General features: G+C 61.5%; 18 protein-coding genes. 13 read left to right on the plus strand and 5 right to left on the minus strand.

Annotated elements, in window-relative coordinates; genetic code table 11:
• Nucleotides 1–289: 289 nt before the first annotated feature.
• From AB4N47_RS13260 to AB4N47_RS13270, 3 genes are read right to left on the minus strand one after another with little or no spacing between them, the layout of a single operon-like run.
• Nucleotides 290–1,357, minus strand: coding sequence for a lipocalin-like domain-containing protein (locus AB4N47_RS13260; protein ID WP_341637885.1), 1,068 nt, complete (start codon nt 1,355–1,357; stop codon nt 290–292).
• On the minus strand, nt 1,347–3,815 hold the full coding sequence (locus AB4N47_RS13265) for an ABC transporter permease (protein ID WP_445941202.1): 2,469 nt from the start codon (nt 3,813–3,815) through the stop codon (nt 1,347–1,349). Before AB4N47_RS13265 ends, AB4N47_RS13260 begins: the two co-directional genes overlap by 11 nt.
• Entirely contained in the window at nt 3,815–4,468 is a 654-nt protein-coding gene (locus AB4N47_RS13270) for an ABC transporter ATP-binding protein (protein WP_016774109.1), read from the minus strand. Before AB4N47_RS13270 ends, AB4N47_RS13265 begins: the two co-directional genes overlap by 1 nt.
• Nucleotides 4,469–4,606: 138 nt before the next feature.
• Here AB4N47_RS13270 and AB4N47_RS13275 point away from each other — a divergent pair, with 138 nt between their 5' ends.
• Nucleotides 4,607–6,580 carry an alkyl/aryl-sulfatase gene (locus AB4N47_RS13275; protein WP_341637886.1) on the plus strand — a complete coding sequence of 658 codons (1,974 nt, stop codon included), beginning with the start codon at nt 4,607–4,609 and terminating at the stop codon, nt 6,578–6,580.
• A gap of 338 nt (nt 6,581–6,918) precedes the next feature.
• Here AB4N47_RS13275 and AB4N47_RS13280 read toward each other — a convergent pair whose 3' ends face one another.
• Nucleotides 6,919–7,770 (minus strand): helix-turn-helix domain-containing protein, encoded by an 852-nt coding sequence (locus tag AB4N47_RS13280; RefSeq protein WP_341637887.1) that lies wholly within the window; start codon nt 7,768–7,770, stop codon nt 6,919–6,921.
• 97 nt (nt 7,771–7,867) lie between these two features.
• Here AB4N47_RS13280 and AB4N47_RS13285 point away from each other — a divergent pair, with 97 nt between their 5' ends.
• Nucleotides 7,868–8,812, plus strand: coding sequence for a LysR family transcriptional regulator (locus AB4N47_RS13285; RefSeq protein WP_341637888.1), 945 nt, complete (start codon nt 7,868–7,870; stop codon nt 8,810–8,812).
• Nucleotides 8,809–9,828: a helix-turn-helix domain-containing protein gene (locus tag AB4N47_RS13290; protein WP_341637889.1), complete on the plus strand. Its 1,020-nt coding sequence runs from the start codon at nt 8,809–8,811 to the stop codon at nt 9,826–9,828. Before AB4N47_RS13285 ends, AB4N47_RS13290 begins: the two co-directional genes overlap by 4 nt.
• Nucleotides 9,829–9,941: 113 nt before the next feature.
• Here AB4N47_RS13290 and AB4N47_RS13295 read toward each other — a convergent pair whose 3' ends face one another.
• Nucleotides 9,942–11,639 carry a sulfatase-like hydrolase/transferase gene (locus tag AB4N47_RS13295; protein WP_460154245.1) on the minus strand — a complete coding sequence of 566 codons (1,698 nt, stop codon included), beginning with the start codon at nt 11,637–11,639 and terminating at the stop codon, nt 9,942–9,944.
• Between the two features lie 389 nt (nt 11,640–12,028).
• Between AB4N47_RS13295 and AB4N47_RS13300 the strand changes: the two genes are divergently transcribed.
• From AB4N47_RS13300 to AB4N47_RS13345, 10 genes are read left to right on the plus strand one after another with little or no spacing between them, the layout of a single operon-like run.
• Nucleotides 12,029–13,381 (plus strand): UDP-glucose dehydrogenase family protein, encoded by a 1,353-nt coding sequence (locus AB4N47_RS13300; RefSeq protein WP_137216092.1) that lies wholly within the window; start codon nt 12,029–12,031, stop codon nt 13,379–13,381.
• On the plus strand, nt 13,378–14,412 hold the full coding sequence (locus AB4N47_RS13305; RefSeq protein WP_341637891.1) for an NAD-dependent epimerase: 1,035 nt from the start codon (nt 13,378–13,380) through the stop codon (nt 14,410–14,412). The genes AB4N47_RS13300 and AB4N47_RS13305 overlap by 4 nt, the downstream gene beginning before the upstream one ends.
• Nucleotides 14,413–14,426: 14 nt before the next feature.
• Nucleotides 14,427–15,173, plus strand: a complete 747-nt coding sequence (locus tag AB4N47_RS13310) for a sugar transferase (RefSeq protein ID WP_110646483.1) — start codon at nt 14,427–14,429, stop codon at nt 15,171–15,173.
• Nucleotides 15,173–15,820: a CpsD/CapB family tyrosine-protein kinase gene (locus AB4N47_RS13315; RefSeq protein ID WP_253500771.1), complete on the plus strand. Its 648-nt coding sequence runs from the start codon at nt 15,173–15,175 to the stop codon at nt 15,818–15,820. The genes AB4N47_RS13310 and AB4N47_RS13315 overlap by 1 nt, the downstream gene beginning before the upstream one ends.
• A gap of 21 nt (nt 15,821–15,841) precedes the next feature.
• Nucleotides 15,842–16,864, plus strand: coding sequence for a polysaccharide biosynthesis/export family protein (locus AB4N47_RS13320; protein ID WP_016774099.1), 1,023 nt, complete (start codon nt 15,842–15,844; stop codon nt 16,862–16,864).
• A 16-nt stretch (nt 16,865–16,880) separates the two neighbouring features.
• Nucleotides 16,881–18,473, plus strand: a complete 1,593-nt coding sequence (locus AB4N47_RS13325) for a GumC family protein (protein ID WP_341637892.1) — start codon at nt 16,881–16,883, stop codon at nt 18,471–18,473.
• A complete protein-coding gene (locus tag AB4N47_RS13330) occupies nt 18,470–19,561 on the plus strand; it encodes a glycosyltransferase family 4 protein (protein ID WP_341637893.1) in 1,092 nt (363 codons plus the stop codon). The genes AB4N47_RS13325 and AB4N47_RS13330 overlap by 4 nt, the downstream gene beginning before the upstream one ends.
• Entirely contained in the window at nt 19,558–20,925 is a 1,368-nt protein-coding gene (locus tag AB4N47_RS13335) for an O-antigen ligase family protein (protein WP_341637894.1), read from the plus strand. The genes AB4N47_RS13330 and AB4N47_RS13335 overlap by 4 nt, the downstream gene beginning before the upstream one ends.
• Nucleotides 20,922–21,890 carry a glycosyltransferase gene (locus AB4N47_RS13340; RefSeq protein ID WP_341637895.1) on the plus strand — a complete coding sequence of 323 codons (969 nt, stop codon included), beginning with the start codon at nt 20,922–20,924 and terminating at the stop codon, nt 21,888–21,890. The genes AB4N47_RS13335 and AB4N47_RS13340 overlap by 4 nt, the downstream gene beginning before the upstream one ends.
• Nucleotides 21,883–23,019, plus strand: coding sequence for a glycosyltransferase (locus AB4N47_RS13345; protein ID WP_341637896.1), 1,137 nt, complete (start codon nt 21,883–21,885; stop codon nt 23,017–23,019). Before AB4N47_RS13340 ends, AB4N47_RS13345 begins: the two co-directional genes overlap by 8 nt.
• Nucleotides 23,020–23,022: the final 3 nt, after the last annotated feature.

Raw genomic sequence — 23,022 nt, forward strand, 5'->3', positions numbered from 1 at the left:
CGTCTGGCGCAGCCAGACACAGCGGAAGGAGGTGCAGCGAAGCAAACCGGAGCCGCTGCGCCAGGATCGATCCCGCAGCGAAGGAACCCGAGCTTGCGAGGGCCGAACGCAGGAGCAAGCCTTTTGGGTTACCTTTTTGGCGTTTGAAAAAGGTGACCCGCCGTAAGGACGGAACCCTAAGCAGCCGTTACCGCAGCAACGGATATGTACTCGGTCAAACATCCTCACAGCCTGACAAAAAGCCTTCGCGAGCAGGCTCGCTCCCACAGGGAAGAAAGCGGTGCCGCAGTTAATACCCGGTCATTTCCAGATAACCCTGGCCAGGATGGCTGCCATTGATTTTCACCGGCCCTTCCCAGTACGGAATACGCAAATCCATCCAGGCATTGCGGTTGATCGCATCGACGCTGATATCGAGCTTCTTGTCGGGAACGCGGATCGACCATTTCACCGGCATCGGTCGATCAGCCACCTTGATCGTATCCTGCGGCACGAGGCTGATCTGCTCGCTGCGCAACGTCTGAGTCTGCCCGTCAGCGGCGATCCAGGTGCCGGTCAGATAAGGCGCGCCGTCCTTCTGCCGCATGCGATAAAGCATCACGTGTTCGCCGCTGTCCAGATGCAGCGAGAACCAGTCCCAGCCCGTCTGATTGGCCGTGAGTGGCTGACTGCTCCACTCGCGATCGAGCCACGCCGGGCCGCTGACGCTGTAGGTCTGGCCATCGATCTGCAGCGTGCCGCTGGCCTGGAAAAATGGCTGGCTGTAGTAATACGAGGCCTGACCTTCTTCGGATTTCTGGCTGAAACCGTTGTCGCCTTGCAGCACCAGCGGGCGGCTGGAGGTGAGGCGCAGTTGATAAGCGAAATTCTTGTCACGAGCACTGAGTTGCATATCGCGCAACGGATCCTGCGCCTGACTGGCAAACATCCAGTCATCGATCCACGCTTCGAACGGCGCCAGGCGCACGCCGGCCTGGCCTACTCCGCCCCGGGCGTAGCGCTCGGCGGCGTGATGCACCGAGGGCGAAGTGACTGCCGCATGGCCCAGCCAGATCGTTTGGTTGCCCCAACCGGCCTGCTCAGCGACTGGTTTCACGGCGCTACGGAACAGCGTCCATTGCACGCCGAAATCATTGCCCTGTTGATCCTTGAGGTTGGCGGTGACGTACCACCACTCGATGCGAAAACCATCATGCGCGCCGTGATCGGCCGGGAAGCTGAACACCCGACCGGGCACAACCGGGGTGAACGATTGTGCCTGATCGCCCATGCCGGCAAAGCCCTTTTCCTCGGGTGCAGGCTGATCGCAGCCACCGAGCAGCAGCGCAATCATCAGCACGACCCATTTAGTCCTCATGGGCAAACGTCCTCAGCAAGTCCGCCGGTTGTGTGCGGTACAGCGAATACAGCGGCCATGCCGAAGCCAACAGAGTCGCCAGCAAAGCCAGGCCCATCAGCTGCAACAACTGCAACGGGAACACCCGCAACGGCAAGCGCCAACCGAATGCCTGCACATTGATCACCGCATCCAGGCACCACGCCAAAGCAATGCCCAGCGGCAGCGCCAACAGCAACGTCAATACGGCGAGCAGCCAGGTCTGGCCGAGGTTAAGCAGCATCAATTGTTTGCGCGTCACGCCCAGCGCCCACAGCGGTGCGAGTTGACTGAGGCGACTCTGGCTCTGGGTCAGCAGGCTGATGAACAGCGCCACGCCAGCCACGGCCAACGTCAGGCTGTTCAACGCCGCCGTCGCGGCAAAGGTGCGTTCGAACACTTGCACCGACCAGCCCTTGAGCCGCGCCTGATCGACGATGCGGCTGTCGTCCAGCTCAAAGCGCGCCTGCAAGGCGTTGAGCAGCGCCGGAATCTGTGGCGGATCGATGCGCAGATTGAAGCGGTTCGGCGTCAGTTGCGGCCAGCCGCGCAGCAGGTGCTCACTGCTGATCAGCACGTGCCCCTTCGGATTGCCGTAGTCGGCGTAGATGCCGACGATGCGCGGCGACCACGTACCGTTCGGCGTCGGAATGCGCAGATGATCACCCGCCTTCAATTTCAGGCGTCGTGCCAGTTGTTCGCTGAGCATCACCGCATCATCCGTGGCCAGTTTGCCCCACGGATCGCTGCCACTGCTGTCGAGCAATGGCCAGTGCTGGCGATAGTAGGAGTGGTCGATGATGCCGTAGACATCGGCCGGCCAGCCTTGCAGTGTCACCGAAACCTGCCAGTTGGGCAGCACAGCGGTCACGTTGGGCTGCTGCTTGAGCCAACTGTGCATCTCGCGGGCCTGCGCCGGATTGGCCGGGTTGATGTACAACTCGGCGCTCAGGCGTTGTTCGAGCCAGTCGTTGAAGGTCTGGCGAAAACCGGCGGTCATGCTGCCGGCGCCGATATTGGCGGCGAGCGCCAGCAGCAGCGCCATCAGCGCCAGACTCAGGGCTGGCAGTTGCTGGCGGCAGTCGGCGAGAAACCATTGGCCGAGCACCGACCGACTGCGCCCGAGCAACGGGTTCAACAACGCGCTGAGCAACACCGGCAAGGCCAGCGCGGCACCGAGCAACAGCCCGGCCATCAGCACGAAGCCGCTGCTCAGGCTGTCGCCCCAGATCAGCGCCGCCAGCGCAATTGTCAGCAGTGCCGTCGCCAGCCAACCCTGTCGGCGCAACCAGCGTGAATACTGTTGATGCCACGCCTGCGGATCGGCCACCGCCAGCAACGGCAGGCGCGCCGCCCGCAGCAGACTGTTGGCCCCGGCCAGCAACGCGCCGAGCAGACTCAGACCGATGCCGCTGAACCACCACCAGGGGCTCAAACGCAACTGCCCCGCCACTTCCGCGCCATACAGACCGCGCAGGCTGGCGGCGACGTCCGGCAGCAGCACGCTGGCCAGCCAATAGCCGCTGATCACACCGAACAATCCACCGATCAGCGCCAGCACACCCAGTTCAACCACCAGACACGCGATCAGCATTCGCGCACTGACGCCACAGGCACGCAACGTGCGCAGCAAGCCTCGACGCTGTTCCAGAGCGAGGCCGATGGCAGCGTGGACGATGAACAGACCGACCAGAAACGATAAAAATCCAAGGGCATCGAGATTGAGGTGAAAGCTCTCGGTCAGCCGCGCGAGATTGTTTTCTTCGCCGCTGCTCTTGAGCTGCAAGCGATCGGTGAAACTCGCTGGTAATTCTTGATGAAAGTCCTTGGGCAGCAGCAGTCGCGACAATTGCTCGGGTTGGTCGAGCAGTCTTTGCGCTGCGCCGATGTCGACCAGTAACAGGCCCGGCGCCATGTCCTTCTGCGCGAGCAGCGGCGGCAGGGTTTGGCCGTTCACGGTTTGCGGTGTATCGCCTTCGCGCAAGCCGAGCATTTGCATCGTGTCCGGGGAAATCCAGGTGCTGCCCGGCGGGCTGAAAAATTCGACGATGCGCTCGATCGGCATCGCCTGCCCGGCTACCGCGGAATCCGACGGCAGCGACACCGGCTCGATGCCCATCACCTGAATCCGCTGGTCTTCGTGGCCCTTGAGCGTCAGCCGGCCCTGCAACACCGGCGACACCGGCCAGCCCTGACGGCGCAATTCGATAAACCAGCGCTGGGGAAACAGTGCCCCATTTGGCGTGCTCAGGCTGGCCTGTGGTTCGCCGCCGATCATCTGGCTGGCCCGCGCGTAGCTGTCGCGCGCCTGACTGTTCAGCGCCTCGACGCCAGTGAGCAGACTGGTGGCCAGCCACAGCCCGGTCAGCACACTGAAAAACTGCACGGGATGGCGCCGCCAGTGGCTGAGCAGCGCGCGCAAGGTTTGCCGCCAGATCATCAGGCGACCCGTCCGTTCGACAACACCACGCGCTGAGCCAGACGCGCCGCAACGCGCTGACTGTGAGTGACCATCAACAAAGTCGTCGGCGTGTCATCGAGCAATTCCAGCAACAGCCGCAGCACTTCATCGCTGGTCGCTTCATCGAGGCTGCCGGTGGGTTCATCGGCCAAGAGCAATTTCGGCTGCGAGGCCAATGCGCGGCCCAATGCGACTCGTTGCTGCTGGCCGCCAGAGAGTTGCTCGGGATACCGCGACAACAGATCACCCAGACCCAGACGCTGCACCAGATGCGCTTGCCAGCGCGGTTCATGGCGCCCGGCGAGGCGCGCCTGAAAGGCAAGGTTGTCTTCCACGCGCAGGCTGCCGATCAGGTTGAACTGCTGAAACACCAGACCGATTTCCGTGCGCCGCCAGTTCGCCAGTTGCGCTTCGCTCATGGCTTCCAGGCGATGTTCGCCGCTGCGAATGCTGCCGCTGTCGACCTTGTCCAGCCCCGCCACCAGATGCAGCAGCGTGCTTTTGCCACTGCCCGATTCGCCCATCAGCGCGAGGCTGCCACCGGCCTCCAGCGTCAGGTCGACGCCTTGCAGCACCGGCAACAATCCCTGTGGCGTGGCATAGCTTTTGAAAACGTCGCGAACCTCAAGCATGGGCAAACCCGATCAGTGAACCTGGGCCTAGGATAGCGGCCCTGAATGGTTTTTGTCCGCTGATGATCATCGCCAACGCCGGGACGCGCCCTACGCTGCTGGCTGTTCGGCCATAACGATAAAAAACCGGAGACACCCATGCCCCGTTTCATCCTGAGCCCGCGCGGCCTGCTGACCTGCCTGATCACCGCTTGCCTGAGCCAACCTTTGCTCGCTGCTGACGGTGCGGTTGCGCCGAGCATGCAAACCGCCGCAAGCAACGCTGCCGTCCTGCAAACCCTGCCTTTCAGCGACCGCACCGATTTCGAATCCGTCAGCAAAGGCCTGATCGCACCCTTCAAGGGTCAGATCAAGGACGCTGCCGGCAAAGTCATCTGGAACGTCAATGCCTATGATTTCCTCGCCAAAGACAAGGCGCCGGAATCGGTCAATCCGAGCCTGTGGCGGCTGGCACAGCTCAATGCCCACGCCGGTCTGTTCGAGGTCAGCCCCAAGCTGTATCAGGTGCGCGGCCTCGATCTGGCCAACATGACCATCATCGAAGGTGACGACGGGCTGGTCATTATCGATCCGCTGACCATGGCCGAAACCGCCAGGGCTGCGCTGGATCTGTACTACGCCAATCGGCCGCGCAAACCGGTCGTCGCGGTGATCTACAGCCACACCCATGTCGATCATTTCGGCGGCGTGCGCGGGGTGATCGACGAGGCTGACGTCAAGGCTGGCAAGGTCAAGGTCTACGCGCCGGTCGGCTTCATGGAACACGTGATGAGCGAGAACGTCATGGCCGGCAACGCCATGAGCCGCCGCGCGCAGTACCAGTTCGGCAGCCTGTTGCCGCGCAGTGAAAAAGGTCAGGTCGATGCCGGCCTCGGCAAGAGTGCGCCCAGCGGTGGCACGGTCACACTGATCGCGCCTACCGATCTGATTGCCGAGCCGTTGGAAACCCGCACCATCGCTGGCCTGCAAGTCGAATTCCAGCTGACCCCGGGCACCGAAGCGCCAGCGGAAATGAACCTTTATCTACCGGAGCTGAAAGCCTTGTGCATGGCCGAAAACGCCACGCAGATGATGCACAACATCCTCACCCCGCGCGGTGCGCAAGTACGTGATGCCAAAGCCTGGTCGCAATACCTCGACGACAGCCTCATGCGCTACGGTGACAAGGCCGACGTGCTTTTCGCTCAGCACAACTGGCCGACCTGGGGTGGTGAGCGCATTCGTACTCTGCTCGCCGATCAGCGTGACATGTACGCCTTCATCAACGACCGCACCCTGCACTTGCTCAACCAGGGCCTGACGCCATTGGAAATCGCTGACGCGATCAAGAAGCTGCCCGGCTCGCTCGATCAGAAGTGGTACACCCGTGGCTATTACGGCTCGCTGAGTTTCAATACGCGCGCGGTGTATCAGCGCTACATGGGTTTCTACGACGGCAACCCGGCCAACCTCAATCCGCTGCCGCCGGTGGATGCGGCTAAACGCTCGGTCGAGGCCATGGGCGGTGCCGCGTCGGTGCTGGAGAAAATGCGCAGTGCGATGGCCAGCGCTGACTACCGCTGGGCCGCGCAGTTGGGCAACCAGTTGCTGTTCGCCGATCCGGACAACGCGGATGCACGCAAGGCTCAAGCCGAGACGCTGGAGCAGTTGGGTTATCAAAGCGAGAACGCCACCTGGCGCAACATGTACCTGACCGGTGCGATGGAACTGCGCAACGGCGTGCCGCCGCAGTCAGCCAATACCGTATCGGTGGATATGGTCCGGGCGATGAGTCCGGAAATGTTCTTCGATTACCTCGCGGTACGCCTGGACAGCGACAAAGCCGTGGCCCATGACCTGACGCTGAACTGGACGTTCGACGATGTGCAAAGGGATTTCACCCTGACCTTGCGCAATGGCGTACTGACTCACCGCGCCGGCTTGAATCCGGCGGCGGATGCCAGTGTCAGCCTGAGCCGCGATACGCTGGAGAAAATCAGCCTGAAGCAATTGGACTTCCCGACGGCGATGCAAAAAGGACTGGTGAAGTTGCAGGGCAATGGTCAGAAATTCGGATTATTGATGGGCAGCCTGGATACGTTCGGGCCGCAGTTCGATATCGTCACGCCGTAAGTCAAAAGCCCCTCACCCTAGCCCTCTCCCAAAGGGAGAGGGGACTGACCGTGTTGGATGTACGAGATACGCCGACGTGGGATACCGAGTTGAATGCAATTTTGAATAACACGCACATCAGCTCCCATGAGTCATAAGCCCCCTTCCCGGAGGGGAGAGGGGACTGACTGTGTTGGATGTACGAGATACGCCGAGGAGGGATACCGAGTAGAACTCAGATTCCGAACGCCACGAAGATCGGCTCCCTTTCCCCCTCGCCCCCTTGGGGGAGAGGGCTGGGGTGAGGGGGTAAATCTTGCTGGCACCCTCAATAACGATCAATCACCTCAATTCTGCTTTCAACAAACCTGCCCCGGATTCAACCGGAACTGCTTCGGCGTAATCCCGAACTGTTTGCGAAACGCGCGGATAAAGTTGCTCGGCTGGCGATACCCCAGCCGCTCAGCTATCCGTTCGATCGGTTGATCACCCGCCGTCAGCCAGTGCCGCGCCATCGTCAGATTGTCCTCACGCGCAGGCGCGCAAGTTTCAGCGTGCCAGTGGCGCAGCATGCTCCGGTGCAGAAACGGGTTGGCGCCCAGCAAGGTCTGATCGAGCCTCGAGCGCGGCAAGGTCAGGCACAGATGTTCGCCCTGCTCCACCGCGATACCCTTTCCACGCAGCCAGCCACCAGCCATTTGCGCCGGGCGCAGGCTGACACTCACAAACAAATCTCCAGGCGCCCCGCCCAATCGACGGGCAATGTTGCGCACCAGTGTTATCACTGCCGCATCCAGAGCGAAATGATGCAGCTGCCCCTGCGGCGAACGCAGGTGTATATGAGCCAATTCGCCCGCCTCGACCAACTCCACCGCGACGTAGTTGACCACCTGCGGCAAGCAGTCGATGAAGCACTGCAGGCTGGCGCGCAAGGTCGCCGCCGAGTCGAGCAGGATATTCAGCCCTTGCAGGCAATCGGTCGCCATCCCGTCGGCCAGTTCACAGCCAAACGTCGGCGCTACCCCTGACCATTCACACTCACGCCACAACTGTTCAACCGCTTGTGCGGCGATCAATTGATGCTGCCCGGCGAGCACTGACGGGCAGATCCCCACCCGCGCCATCAAGCGTTGCGGGCACAGCCCGGACTGGCGAGCATGCGCGAGAATCGTGCGGGTAAACGCGCTGGAGGCGAACAGAGGCTGAGACATGAAGGCGTGCCATCGAAGAACAGGCGTGTACTTATGCCAGCGGACGTGCTATCGATCCAATGCATTAAAAGTATCCGCAAAATGCAGGAGACGCATGATGGATCTTCGCCAGCTTCGCCATTTGGTCGCCCTCGCTGATTACCGCAACTTCGGTCGCGCCGCCGAGGCGATCAACCTCAGCCAACCGGCGTTCAGCCGCAGCATCCAGACTCTGGAGCGTGATCTTGACTGCGAGCTGGTCGAGCGCAGCAGCCGCGAATTTCGCCTGACCGGGCAAGGCGAGCTGGTGCTGCAACATGCGCGGCGCCTGCTCGCTGGCAGTCAGGCGCTGCACAACGAATTGACGCAATACAACGGCCTCACCGGCGGCGAACTGCAATTCGGTTGCGGTCCGTATCCGGCGCAGGTGCTGGTGCCGGAAGCGCTGGCCGACTTCATTGATGCGCATCCGGCGATCCGCACGCGGTTTCATCAGGGCGACTGGCAGCAATTGACGCTGTGGTTGCGCGAGCAGCAGATCGAGTTTTTCGTCGCGGACGCGCGGCACTTTGTCAGCGATCCGCAGTATCAGGTGCACCTGCTGCGCACGCGGCCGGGACGGTTTTTCTGTCGCGCCGGCCATCCGCTCCTCGCGCAACGAGACCTGCGATTGCGCGCCCTGCTCGATTACCCGATCGTCGGCACGCGCATTCCACCGATGATCCGCAAGGTGCTCGCCGATATCCTCGGTGAGGCGGACTTCACCCCGAGCGTCGAGTGCGCACAATTTGACGCGATCCAGCGCGTAGTGCTGCGCTCCGACGCGGTGGGTCTGGCCACGCTTGAGGCCTTGCGTGAACAACTTGATCGCGGCCTGATCGAGCTGCTCGACTTTGTCGACGTCCCCCATGACGAGCCGGCGCTGCAACTGGGTTATGGCATCGTCAGCCGCGCCGGTTTTACCCTGACGCCAGCAGCGCGGGCGATGATCGAGGCGATCCTCAGCGTCGATCAGCGTTTGCTGGCGGCTAACGGAGCGACGGGAGACGCGCGCACAACATGAGCAAAATCCATCCGCAACCCGCCAACGCTTTTTACGCGCCGACCTTGCTGCCGGCCATTGAAGAATTGCTCGCGCGCGGCATTAGCCAAGGCGCAATCGAAGCACAACTGCGCCGCAGCCTGTTCGATCTGCGCACGCCGTTCACGCGCATGCCGCTGCTGATGTCGCGGCGCTTCTGGGCGTTTGCCGTGGAACAGAGCGGCGATCCACTGATCGGTCTGGCTGCGGGTGAACGCTTCGTTTCGACGGCCACCAATGGACTGACCTATCTGTTCGATGTCGCCGTGTCGCTGGAACGTGCCTGTGAGTTTTTCGCCGAGTACTTTGCGTTTTTCAACGGACACTTCCGTGTGCAAATCCTGCGTGAAGATGGCGGCGTAACACTGAGCCTGGTCGAAGCCGGCAGTCTTCATGCTCCGGCGGCGCTGACCGATTACATCCTCGTCAGCCTGTGCAGTCTGGTGCGGCGCAAGTTGCTCGCCAGCGGTGTGAATCGTGATCCGGTGCTGGGTGTGGCGCTGGTGTCGGCCAGCCGCGAGGAACATGTATCGGCGTTGCGCACCCCGGTGAGCGCAGAGCAGTCATGGGCGGCGATTTATCTGGATCCTCAGCTGTTCGTGATGCCGTTGACACCGGGTAATCCGGGATTGGAAACAACGCTTGTCGATCTGCTGGAGCAGACCCGCCGCCTCAGTGAATCGACCTTGCTCGGACAGCTCAGCGATTATCTGATCGAAGATCTGGCGACAGCGGATTGGCAGCAGTTCTGTGCTACACAGCATGTGCTTGAGCGCACGGCGGCAAGGCGTTTGAAGGCGTTGGGCTGGACTTTCAGCGAACTGCTCGATGAGCATCGGCGCTATCGGGCCGAGGACCTGTTGCAGTCCGGGGCGCTGGAGCTGGTCGAAGTGGCGGATCGGTTGGGTTACAGCGATGTGCAGGGATTCAACCGGGCTTGCGTGCGCTGGCTGGGGTGCGCGCCTGGGGAGTATCGGGCGCGGTTCAACAAGGGTTGAGACTGTCGCAGCCTGTCCCGACTTGTTCGCGAGCAGGCTCGCTCCCACCTGGAATGCAATCCCCTGTGGGAGCGAGCCTGCTCGCGAAGAGGCCCGCCCGAGCAATCAAAAACTCACTGCCCCGAAGCCACACTCGCCGGCGCCCGCTCAGGCGTAACGATGCTGCCCAGATCAATATGCTTCCACTCAGGCTTGGCCCCCAAACGCGCATTGAAGCGGTAGTTGAAGGTGAACTCATCCGCCGTCGGCACGCTTAGCGGTTTGCCATACACCGCTTCGATTGCGCCCAAGTCGTAGCCCATCACCTGCAACAGCGTCGGGAAGATGTTGTAGTGGCTGGAGCGGTCCTTGTTTGCCGGCAGATTCGCTGCCCAGTCCGGCGCCTGCAATCCACGACCCTGGATCACCACCAGCGGCACCAGCCCCTCCTCTTCCACCGGGTCGCCGCCGCAATGAGTATTCAAGCCCGGGTTGCCGCGCTCGTGCAGATCCTGGCCATGATCGGAGGTGTAGATCAGCAGCGCGTTGTTCAGATTGGCCTGGGCAAACACCCGGGCGAAAAACTCGCCGACGTTCCACAACAGCGTGTTCTTGTAGGCGTTGCGATACAGCACCCAGTCATCCGGCTGGCCGTTGAAACCGGTGCGTTCGCCAGTGTCGGCGACTTCAGTGAACTGTCCGCGGGGCAGCGTCGGCCGGTAGGCCATGAACGCATCAGGGTATTTGTCATGCACCGGGAAATGCGCGCCGACCTTGTTGATCACGATCAGCTCGGGGAGATTGTCGTTGAGCAGTTCGATCAGCTTCGCCGCCGCCGCCATGTCGCGGTCGCGCACGCTGGTCTGGTCGAATTGCACGAAACTGTCGATGTCGTTTTTCTCAGCGGCGGTCATCAGGTTCTGCAGGTTGCCGGCGGTGCGCTGGGCGTCGATGTAGACCGTGCCGAGCCCGGCCTTTTTCGCGTACTGCCAGATCGACGGCAACGTGCTGTTGATGCGTCTGTAGTCGGCGCGGGTGCCGCCGTAGCGCAAGGTGACGTTGGTGTCGGCGCTGCAATTGGCAATGGACGCGGCGTAGCCAAAGTTGAAGACATCGACCCCGGCCGGCGCTTGCTTGAGGTTGCTGTGCACGCCGAACGGCGTGTTGATGTCGAGGTAATTGCCGGAAATGCTTTCGTCGATGATCAGCACGATGTCGTGGCCGACGGCAGACGTGGCGCGCGCAAGCGTCACCGATTCACGCGGGCCGACGGTGTCATGCAGCGCTTCGTAGGCAAACAGGTTGAGGTAGGCCAGCGGCGTGTACATGATCGGCAGTCCACGTGCGCCCTCGCCCGCCCGTAAAAACAGCAATCCGCTGAGCATCAATACGCCGACGAGGGGCGCCGCGACCCGCAACGTGTTGGGTATGAACAGCGCATGACGCGGCTTGAGTCCGATGCCGAACAACAGCAGCAAGCCACTGAGCACCGCGCGCAGGATCGCATCGCGATACTGATAGGCCGCTTCCTGAATGAAGCCGCCGGAGTACACCAGCGAAACGAAATCGCTGTACCTCAGGTAATCCGCGGTAACCCGTGTGTAAACATCAAAAAAAACCGCTGCGGCAAACATCGTTAATGCGAATGCATGTCGAACGAGAGCCTGACGTATATAGGCAGTTAGATATAACGCAAAAGTAAGCGCCAAAAACATCGCGCCAAAAACAAGTACATTCAAACCCCACCCGATAGCATTTAACCGATCCAGGTAGTAGTCGGAAAAGAGCAATAGATAGGCAACTAAAAGCAGTTCCTTGGCGTATTTAAACATGGCGATACCGGCCGTCCGAAATGGGAGGTTGTCAAAGCTTTGTCGGTCAGAACCTGACACTAGCACCCGGCAATTAAAGCGCAAGAAATGACTGATAGCCGGGTAAAGCGTCAAAAAAACGGTGACTCAAATCTGACACAGCTGTAGCGATTAAAGCCTTTAATTTCGGGGACTTAGACCGTCTGTCGGTTAAATAAAATCTGAACAAATCTGCAAAGAAACAACAAATTCAATCGCAGCAATGACTTGATGGCCAATCGCCAAAAACGCCTCAAGTGTTATACCCGCGCAACATGTCATTTTGCTGACACGCTTTTCCAACCCTGCGCTATACCCCTTTAACAATCTCATTCCGCAGTTAACTTTTCTGGTTTTATTGAGGTGCGTAGATGGACGTGAGCGTATTTGGCACTGGCTATGTCGGACTTATACAAGCCGCTGCACTTGCCGATGTCGGCCATCGGGTTTTATGCATTGATATTGATCCGAACAAGATCAAACAACTGCAACAAGCGGTGCCGCCAATCAGTGAGCCAGGCCTGTCCGCGACACTTGAAGAAAACATCAAGGCCGGGCGTCTGTCGTTCAGTACCCAGGCCAGTGATGCGGTGACTCACGCCGAGCTGATTTTCATCGCCGTCGGCACCCCGGCGGACGAAGACGGCTCTGCCGACCTCAGCCATGTGCTCAACGTCGCCCGGCAAATTGCCGGCCTGATGGAGGCCGATCGCACGCTGATCATCAAATCCACGGTGCCGGTCGGGACTGCCGATCAAGTCCTGGCCACGGCCACCAGTGAATTGCTGTTGCGCGGCAAAACCGAGCTGCAGGTGCGCGTGGTATCCAACCCGGAATTTCTCAAGGAAGGCAGCGCCCTCGCCGACTGCATGCGCCCGGACCGGATCATCATCGGCACCCGCGACGACGCTGCCCGCGAGCAGATGAGCGAGCTGTACGCGCCGTTCTGCCGCAACCACGAAAAACTGATGTTCATGGACAACCGCAGCGCCGAGCTGACCAAGTACGCGGCCAACGCGATGCTCGCCACCCGCATCAGTTTCATGAACGAACTGGCCAATCTCACCGAGCTGCTCGGCGCCGACATCGAAGCGGTGCGCAAAGGCATCGGCTCCGACCCGCGCATCGGCTACCACTTCATCTATCCGGGCTGCGGCTTCGGTGGCTCGTGCTTTCCCAAGGATCTGCGTGCCTTGCTGCACACCGCAGAACACAACGGCATGCCGTTGAAACTGCTGCGCAGCGTCACCGACGTCAATGACAGCCAACGGCACATCCTGTTCAGCAAATTGCGTGCGCAGTTTCCGCAAGGCCTGGCCGGCAAATCCATCGCCGTCTGGGGCCTGGCGTTCAAACCGAACACCGATGACATGCGCGAAGCCCCCAGCCGTTATCTGATGGATGCATTGTGGGCCGAAGGCGCCAGCGTGCAGGCCTACGATCCGGAAGCCATGTCCGAGTGCCGGCGCATCTACGGCTATCGCAACGACCTGCACCTGTGCGCGACCCGCGACGACACCCTTGAAGACGCCGACGCGCTGGTGATCTGCACCGAGTGGAAAAACTTCCGCGTGGTCGATTTCGAGCTGCTCGCCGAGAAGCTGCGGTCGAAGGTGATCATCGACGGGCGCAACCTGTACAACCCGGAACAGGTTGCCGCCGCCGGCCTGCATTACAGCGGCATCGGTCTGCGCCACATCGCCCCTGAAGGGCTGCGGCCATGAAGATTCTGGTGACCGGTGCCGCCGGTTTCATTGGTGCCCATTGCGTCCTGCGCTTGCTGCGCGACGGGCATTCGGTGGTCGGCATGGACAATTTCAACCACTACTACGACCCGCAGCTCAAGCACGACCGCGTGCAGTGGGTGCGCGAGCAGGTCGGCGATTTTCCGCTGGCCACGGTGGATCTGGCCCACGCTTCGGCGATCGATGCGCTGTTTGCCCGCGAGCAGCCACAAGTGGTGATCCACCTCGCCGCGCAGGCCGGGGTGCGTTATTCGCTGGACAATCCACGGGCGTATCTGGACAGCAACCTCAACGGTTTCCTGAACATCCTCGAGAGCTGCCGGCATCACCCGGTCGAGCACTTGATCTATGCCTCGTCGAGTTCGGTGTACGGCGCCAATCAGCACACGCCTTACTCGGTCAAGGATGGCGTCAACCATCCGCTGTCGCTGTACGCCGCGACCAAGAAAGCCAATGAACTGATGGCGCACAGCTACAGCCATCTGTTCGGCATTCCCTGCACCGGCCTGCGTTTTTTCACCGTGTACGGACCTTGGGGCCGGCCGGACATGTCGCCGATCCAGTTCGCCCGGGCGATCAGCGAAGGCGAGCCGCTGAAGCTGTTCAATTACGGCGAGCACCAGCGCGACTTCACCTACATCGACGACATCATCGAAAGCATCGCTCGCCTCATCGATCAGCCACCGCAAGCCAATCCGCAGTGGGATCGCGAGCAGCCCGACCCGGCCAGCAGCATGGCGCCGTGGCGCCTGTTCAACATCGGCGGGCAGCAGCCGGTCACGCTGAAAACCTACCTCGCGCTGATGGAAAAACATCTCGATCGGCAAGCCATTGTCGAGCTGCTGCCGCTGCAACCGGGCGACGTGCTCAACACCTGCGCCGAGGCCAGCGATCTGGCCCAGGCCACCGGATTCCAGCCCCGGATAGAACTGGATGAAGGACTGGGCCGTTTCATCGCCTGGTTCCGCAACTACTACCCCACTGCCCGTGCGCCGCTTGCGGCTGAATGAATGCGGAGGACGCCATGACTGGACATGAAAGAAGTGTGTCGATTGCACAGATGCGCCCTGACAAGCGCGTCGACCCGGAACATCGCATGCGCCTCGACGCGGCGATCCATCGTCAGGGTCGCGGCTGGCTGAGCGGCCGCGATGGCGGCCGCCCATGGCAGCTGTCGCGGACCAATCGGGTGGTCGCCTGCCTCGGTGCGCTGACGATTCTCGTGCTGATCTCGCCAGTGCTGCTGGGCCTGGCCCTGGCCATCAAGTTCACCAGCCCGGGGCCGGTGCTATTCGTGCAGAAACGCACCGGTTATCGCGGGCGCAAGTTCGGCATGTTCAAGTTCCGCACCATGGTCAGCAACGCCGAAGAACTCAAAGAGTCGCTGCGCCACCTGAACAAGCACGGCGCGGACGCCATCGATTTCAAGATCGACAAGGACCCGCGCGTCACCGGCATCGGCAGTTTTCTGCGGCGCACCAGCCTCGATGAGCTGCCGAATCTGATCAACGTAGTGACCGGCGACATGCGCCTGGTCGGCCCTCGTCCGACCTCGTTCAACGCCTACCGCTACAAGGACAATCACCTCGCGCGTCTGGCGATCTACCCCGGCATGACCGGTCTGTGGCAGATCTCCGGACGCAGCAACATCGACTTCGACCAGCGCGTTGAGTTGGACCTCAGCTACATCGCCGAGCAGAGCCTTCTGCTTGATCTGAAGATTCTGTTGAAAACCCCCTTCAAAGTATTCAGCGGCCACGGAGCAAGCTAATGGACGGTTCAACCAATAAAAGCCTGAGCATCGCCAGCCCCAGCGAATCGAATCTGACTTCGACCGTGCTGGATCTCGATCTGCGCATCCTGTTCCTGACCGCCGCCAACCCCGGCGCCGGCACCACCACCAGCGCGCTGGCACTGGCCAGTCAACTGGCGCAGATGAGCAGCGGCCAGGTACTGCTGGTCGACGCCAGCCAGTCGGCAAACAACCTCACCCAGCAGATGAACCTCGGCAAGGAGCGCGGCCTGCGCGACCTGCTGTTCAACCCGGACAACCCGCCGCTGTTGCAGGACTGCGTGGTGCAGGTCTCGAGCCTGCCCTTTCATGTGCTGCCCAACGGCCGGCCGATCCGCACGCTGGAACACCTGACCGCCGAGCGCCTGAGCCCGTTGCTCGACCAGTTGGGCAGCCAGTACCGCTTTGTGGTGATCGATGGCGACGCGGTGTATTCGGCCGCCGACACCCTGGTCATCAGCACTCAGGTCGACGGCGTGGTGTTTGTCGTGCGCGCCGAAGACACCCGCTGGGAAGTCGCCCAGGCCGCTGTGCAACGCCTGACTCAGGCCGGGGCGAAAGTGGTCGGCAGCGTGTTCAACCGGCGCAAGTACTACATGCCCAAATGGCTTTACAAAAACCTGTAAGCGAACGCAAAGGATGACGCCATGAACGCCAGAATGCTTGTCCTGCTGTTGCTGCCGCTTGCGGGCTGCACCAGCACTTCCGAGACCCGCAACATGCCGGTGAATATTCTCACCGCCACACCGGCCAACGCCCAGGCCACCGACATGCCGCGGGTCGAACAGACCCTGCGCCCGAAAGACGTGCTGGATGTGATCTTTCACATCAGCACCAGCGGTTCGGACGCTTACCGCGTGCAATCAGGTGACCAGATCGGCCTGAATTTCACCGCCGCCAGTCAGCTCAACGGCACGCAACTGGTGCTGCCCGACGGCACCATCGAACTGCCGGGCGCCAACACCTCGGTGAAAATCGCCGGGCTGACCAGCGAAGAAGCCCGTCAGGAAATCCAGCGTGCGTATCAGCGCAAGCAACTGTTCCAGCCCAACCGCAATCAGCTCTCGGTACAGATTCTCAGCCCGCTGAGCAACGAGCAGAACCTTAAAAGTGCGCTGAACCATCCGGCCACCGGCATGAGCCGCGAGATCACCGTCGGCACTGATGGCTACGCGAGTTTTCCGGAAATCGGCGCCGTGCCGCTGCAAGGCATGACCGTCAATCAGCTGGAAACCTTCCTCAATCAGAGATACGCGCAACTGCCGGGGCGAATGACCGTGGACGTGCTGCTCAAGTCCACCGCCGGCAACGAGATCTACGTGCTCGGCGAAGTCGCACAACCGGGCTCCTACCCGATCCGCCGGCCGGTGTCGGTGCTTGAGGCGCTGACTCTGGCGCGTGGCACCAACGTCAAGGCGCGGCTGGATTCGGTAGTGATCATGCGGCGCAACGGCAATCAGGTGCAGGCGATGAACTACGACGTCGAGAAAGCACTGTCCGGTGACGCGCCACAAATCGCCTATCTGCAGCCGGATGACATGCTCTACGTGCCAAAAACCAAACTGGCCAGCGCCGGCGAACTCGCCCGCCAACTGGCTGATGTGGTGCTGTTCCAGGGCGTCGGTTTCAGCTTCGGCTACCGCGTCGACAACAAAGGCAGTGACAACTGACTCTCAGGTGACCGACATGAACCCAAAAGAAAATTACCTGCACGAGTTCTTCAGGATTTTCTTCGCCAACAAGCAAACGGTGAAGCGCATCTTCCTGACCTTTGCAGTGATCGCCCTGCTCCTGCCGTTGCTGCTCAAACAGAGCTTCGATATCACCGCGCAGGTCATCGTGCAGTCGAAAAAGCTGTCTCAGGGCGATGCGACCACCTCGCTGACCCAGGACAGCGCCACCTTCATACCGCCATCGCTGGCGGACATGGAAACCGAAAGCAACATCCTCCGTTCGCCGGCGCTGATCCGTCAGACCATCAGCGAACTGCGCGACATGGGTCAGTACAACCCGCCGCTGGGGATGCTCAGCAAGCTGGCGGGCGAGCCGTTCAAGCGTTACGTCAGCACGCCGCTGCGCGAATACGTGATCAATCCGCTGCGTGATGCGCTGGGCATGCAAACCGATCCGGTGCGCGACACGGCACTGGACGGTTTGACCCAGGACGCCATCGACAACCTGAAGATCGAAACGCTGCCGGGTTCCAATGTGATCTCGATCGTCTACAGCTTCCCCGATCCGGCCCAGGGCACAACGTTTGTTGCCGCGTTGCTGCAGAACTATCTGGTCGATCGTCAGGCGTTGCAATCGATCGAGCTGCCGCATTCGTTCTACGAAACCAAGAAGCATCAGTATCAGGTGCGGCTCGATGGTCTTGAAGGCGCGCGGCTGAGCCTGCTGGAAAGCGTCGGTTCTTCCGACCCGAAAGAGGAAATCACCTTTCGCCTCAACGCGATCAACACCGAAGAGCAGGCACTCAACCTGTATCGCGATCGCTTGCTGCAAAGTCAGCGCTGGCTCGATTATCTGAAAACCAGCCTGGCCGCCGCCAACACCAACAAACTCAACGACTACACCTTCCCGTTCACCTTCACCACGACGGTGGACAACATTGCCTTCGAGGACCGTGAAATCAGGCAGATGGGCGAGGCGCTGACCACTCAGGTCAGCCGCTATATGAATGACCTGGCGGTATTCCAGCCTGGCAGCGAGCCGATGTTGCTGGCCCGCGAGCAAATTGCCCGCACCCGCCAACAGTTCCTCAAAGTCGTCAACAACCGCATCCAGGAACGCACGATCGACCTGTCGGTGGTGAGCCAGGTCATCGAGCAGAAAACCGCGCGCATTGCCGAGTTCAAGAATCGCATCCATCAGTTGCAGCAGACCCAAAGCAAGCTGCGCCAGATGGACACCGAGATCGGCGCCTTGCACGCAGCGTTTTCCACCTATGCGCAACGCTTTGCCGAAAGCAGCACGACACGCGCTTTGGACAACGACTTGTCCAACGCCCGGGTATTGAGTCCACCGTTCGAGCCGACCGAAGCGGCTTTTCCCAAGCCGATGCTGATCATTCCGTTCGGGCTGTTCACCGGGCTGCTGCTGGCAATCGCGTTCGTCTACGTGCGTGAGTTCTTCGACCATCGGTTCAAGCATCCGGCGCAAATCAGCCATGAACTGGGCGTGCCAGTGTTGTTGGTGCTCAACGAAGAAACGTCGCAGCCGGGCAATCCGCACAAGAACTGGACCATGCCGAGCCTGGTTCACTGGGTGCGCAATTGAACGCGGTGTCCACCCCAGTCGTCGCCCTGCCGATCATTCATTTGCTCAGCAGCGGCGGCTTCTACGGGGCCGAGCGGATGTTGCTGGATCATTGCCTGGCCACGCCGGGACAGCACCAGGTGCTGTTCCTCGACGCGCCGCCAGAACTGATCGCGCGCTTTCGTGAAGCCGGGGTGGACGCTCGCGCTTGTGCCGGGCTCGGCGAATTGCTGCGGCACTTGCGTCAGCGCCGTGGCGACCAACCGTTGCTCAACACCCACAACTTCAAAGGTCTGCTGTTCGGCTGGGTGGGCGCCACGCTGTTGCGCCTGCCGCTGGTGATCACCCAGCACGGCTTCACGCCGCGCAGTCGCAAGCAGAAGTTCTACACCTGGCTGAGCCTGCAACTGTGCCGCACGGCGTCGGTGAAACGGGTGGTTTGCGTGGCGCAGAGCATCGCCACGCTGCATCTGAAGGCCAGCGTGAGCGCGGAGAAGTTGCAGGTGATTCCCAACGGTTTGCCAGCGGCGCCAGCGATGCCGCCGCTGGCAGAGCGGCAACGCTGGCTGGCCGGTTACGTCGGGCGGTTGAGCAGTGAAAAAGGCCCGGATCTGTTTCTCGATGCGCTGATTGCGTTGTGTCACCAGCATCCGCAACTGGACGCGGTGATGCTCGGTGACGGACCGGAACGCGAGGCCTTGCAGGCGCGCATCGACGCTGCCGGCTTGCAGCAGCGGATTCGCCTGCCGGGCTACCAGACGGCGATGCAAGGCTGGTGGCAGCAACTCGATGCGCTGGTGATCAGCTCGCGCACCGAGGGCACGCCGATGATTCTGCTCGAAGCGATGCAGGCCGGCGTGCCGGTGGTGGCGTTCGCGGTCGGCGGCATTCCGGATGTCTTGCAGGATCGCCACAACGGCCTGCTCGCGGCGCCGACGGATACCGCCGCCCTCGCCCGCCAGCTCGACACACTGCTGGCCGAACCGAAGCTGGCCGCGCAGTTGCGCGACAACGCCAGACGCACCCAACAGGAACGCTACGACCTCAAGGCTTTGGCCGAACGCTGGTCGCAGCTGTACATCAACACGGCACGGGAGACACGCGCATGATTTTCCCGCTCTCGATCGTCAGTCTGTTCGCTCTGGTCAGCCTCGGTTTGCTGGCCAGCCCCTGGCCGTATCTGGCACCGGGGGCGGTTATTGGTCTGGTCGGTTTCACCGTTCTGTACCGCAAGCCGACCTGGGGCCTGCTCGGCATTGCCGCGCTGGTGCCGTTCGAAGGTTTCTTCAAGGACAGCTCGGTGTCAGGCAGCAAGTTGATCGGTGCCTCGCTGGCGGTGATCGTGATGCTGCAACTGGCGCTGCACCAGATCCCGTCGCAACGCCTGCGCAGCAACCTGTGGCGCTACCTGATCGGTTTCATGGCGCTGTACCTGCTGAGCCTGTTCGCCAGCGACAATCTGGGCATGTCGCAGACTCATCTGCGTGAACTGAGCGTGGGCCTGGTCCTGTTCGTGATCACCCTGTTGATCGGGCGTGAATTGAATCTGGATCTGTTTGCCCGACTGGTCACGCTCAGTGTCAGCGCGACCTGCGCGATGGCGATGTTTTCCAGCCGATTCCAGGACAAGGGCCGCGCCGCCGGCCTGCTCGAAGACCCGAATGCCTTTGCCCTGCTGATCGCTTTCGCCGTGCCGCTGGGCCTGCTGCTGGTGATTCGCAGCCCAAACCTGCTGCACCGTTTATTTTGGGCTGGTTGCTGTCTGTTGCTGCTCGGCGGCATGACCAAAACCGAGTCGCGCTCAGGGCTGGTGGTACTGGCGTTGAGTCTGGCAATCGGGGTCTGGCACTACCGCCAGCAGTTGACCCGCATTCGTCCACGGCATTTCGGCTTCGCCATGCTCGGTGCTGCGATCATCCTGCCCTTGGCGATCTATGCGATGCCGGCCGGTTATCTGGCACGCATTCAGTCGCTGAGCATCCTCAGCGCCGGGGCCAAGGCCCAGGACGAATCCCTCGGCCGTCGCGCCTCGTACATTGTCGTTGGCAGCCAGATCATCCGCGAGCATCCGTTGCTCGGCTCCGGCCCCGGCACCTTCCCGCTGCACTACGCGACCACCGGTTATGCCAAGGCGTTCTCGGCCAACCGCAAGATCGGCGACCTGTATCGTCGGGCGCATAACACTTATCTGGAGATCTTCAGCGAACTGGGGATTCCCGCCGGCCTGCTGTTTGTCGGCATGCTGGTACAGGGTTTCTACAACCTGATCCGCGCACGACGCACGTGGCTGCAACGGCGCGAGTGGCAGCACGCAGGCATGGTTACCCATCTGGGCATGAGCTTTCTGTCGTTAACGTTGTTCCTGATGTTCCTTAGTGCGCCGAACCTGAAATACCTGTGGATCATGCTGGCGCTGACCTGGGTGCTGCGCCTGAAAGCCGAGCAGGCAGCGCTGCCGGAGGCCAAAGCATGAGCCGGATCAGCATCGTCATTCCGATGTTCAACGAAGCCCGGCACATCGGCCGAACGCTGCTGGCCGCCAGCAAGGCCGCGCACGCAGCCGACATCGACTGTGAACTGATCGTCGTCGACAACGGCTCCACCGACGAAGGTCCGCAGATTGCCCGCGCATTCGGCGCGCAGGTTCTGCTACTGCCCGGCCTGCTGATCGGCGCCTTGCGCAATCGTGGCGCAACGGTTGCCCGTGGTGAATGGCTGGCGTTCATTGATGCCGATATCGAGATGCCGGAAGACTGGCTGAAGCAGATGTTGGCTTTGGCTGCGGGCGACCAGGGCGACGTCTTCGGCCTCGACCTGCACACCCCTGCTGCCGCGCCATGGTTCGCCGCCGCGTGGCAGCGCCGCTCTTTGCGCCCGTCGGGTGGCGCCACGCGCACTGTGCAATGGCTGCCCAGTGCCAACCTGCTGATGCGCAAGCAGTGGTTCGACAAGGTCGGCGGATTCAACGAAACCCTGCGCACCGGCGAGGACAAGGAATACACCCTGCGTCTGCACAGACACGGTGCTCGTCTGCTGTCGGTCAATACCAGCGTCGCTCTGCATTGGGGCTACGAAATGACCTGGCGCGAATGGATCGGCAAGGAACTGTGGCGTCAGGGCAGTCACCTGCAACTGCTCCGCGCCCACGGCATGAGCCTGCGTCTGCTGAGGTTTCCGCTGCTCTCGTTACTGGTGTGGCTGCTTGATGCTCTGGCGATTCTTGCGTTGCTGGGCGGCTACGCGCAGCAGGCGTTGCTGCTGCTGATGGCGGGCCTGCTGCCCAGTCTGCTGCTCAGCCTGCGGCAAAGCATTCGCCAGCATAACCTCAGCCTGACCTTGCAGCTCTGGGGCCTGCACTGGGTGCGCCTGCACTTGGCAAGCGCAGCATTGATTCTCGGTCTGTGTCATTGGAATGCAAGGAGGCCTGCCCGTGGCTGAACTCATTTTTTGCCTGTGCCTGTTGTTGCCAGCGTACGCCTACATCGGCTATCCGCTGCTGCTCACCTTGCTCGCGCCACTGTTCCCGGCCTGGCGACATGCCCCCGCACCGCCGCTGAACGTCAGCATCGTGATCGCCGCGCACAACGAGGCACGCCATATCGAGCACAAGCTGCGCACGCTGCTGGCTCAGGACTATCAGCCGGCCGCGTTGCAAATCATTCTGGCCAGCGACGGTTCGACCGATGACACCGTGGCTTGCGCGCACAAAGTGATTGATCCGCGCATCACCGTGCTCGACCTGCCGCGCCAGGGCAAAGCCGCCACCCTGAATGCCGGCGCCGCCCGGAGCAGCGGCGACATTCTGGTGTTCACCGATGCCGACAACCAGTGGTCGCGCGACACCCTCGGCCACTTGCTCGCGCCGCTGAGCGATCCGCAGGTCGGCGCCTGCGCGGGGCACATGGTGATCCCGGTTACCGGTGGCGGCCTGAGCATCGGCGACAGTCTGTATCGGCATTACGAAGGCTGGTTGCGCCGGGTCGAGAATCGCACCGGCTGCATGGTCTCCGCCGACGGCGCCCTGCTCGCCTTGCGTCGCGAGCTGTTCCAGACCGTGCCGGCCGAGGTCAACGATGATTTCTTCATCAGTACCTGCGCACCGGTGGCGCATAAACGCATCGTCTACGTGCCCGAAGCCCAAGTAATCGACCAGGGCGTCGACGAAGCGGACAAGCAATGGCGTCGCCGCCAGCGGGTCACCGTCGGTGGCCTGCAGAGCCTGGCGCAACGCCGTGAACTGCTCAATCCCTTCAAGCACGGCCTGTATTCGATCGCGTTGATCAGCCACAAACTGATTCGTCGACTGGCGCCGGTGCTGTTGCTGCCGCTGCTGCTGAGCAATTTCTGGCTGTGGAACCAGCACGGTTTCTATCGCCTGAGCCTGATCGCGCAATTGATCGGCTACTCGATTGCCATCGCCGGCCTGCTGGATTCGCAACACCGTTTACCGAAACCGTTCCGCCTCGCGGCCTTCCTGCTGGTGACGCTGGCAGGCATGAGCGTCGGCCTGTGGCAGTTCCTGCGCGGGCAACGGTACGCACAGTGGAATCCTGACCAGAATCGTTGAGAG

Source organism: Pseudomonas sp. S3_G06 (genome assembly GCF_054667565.1).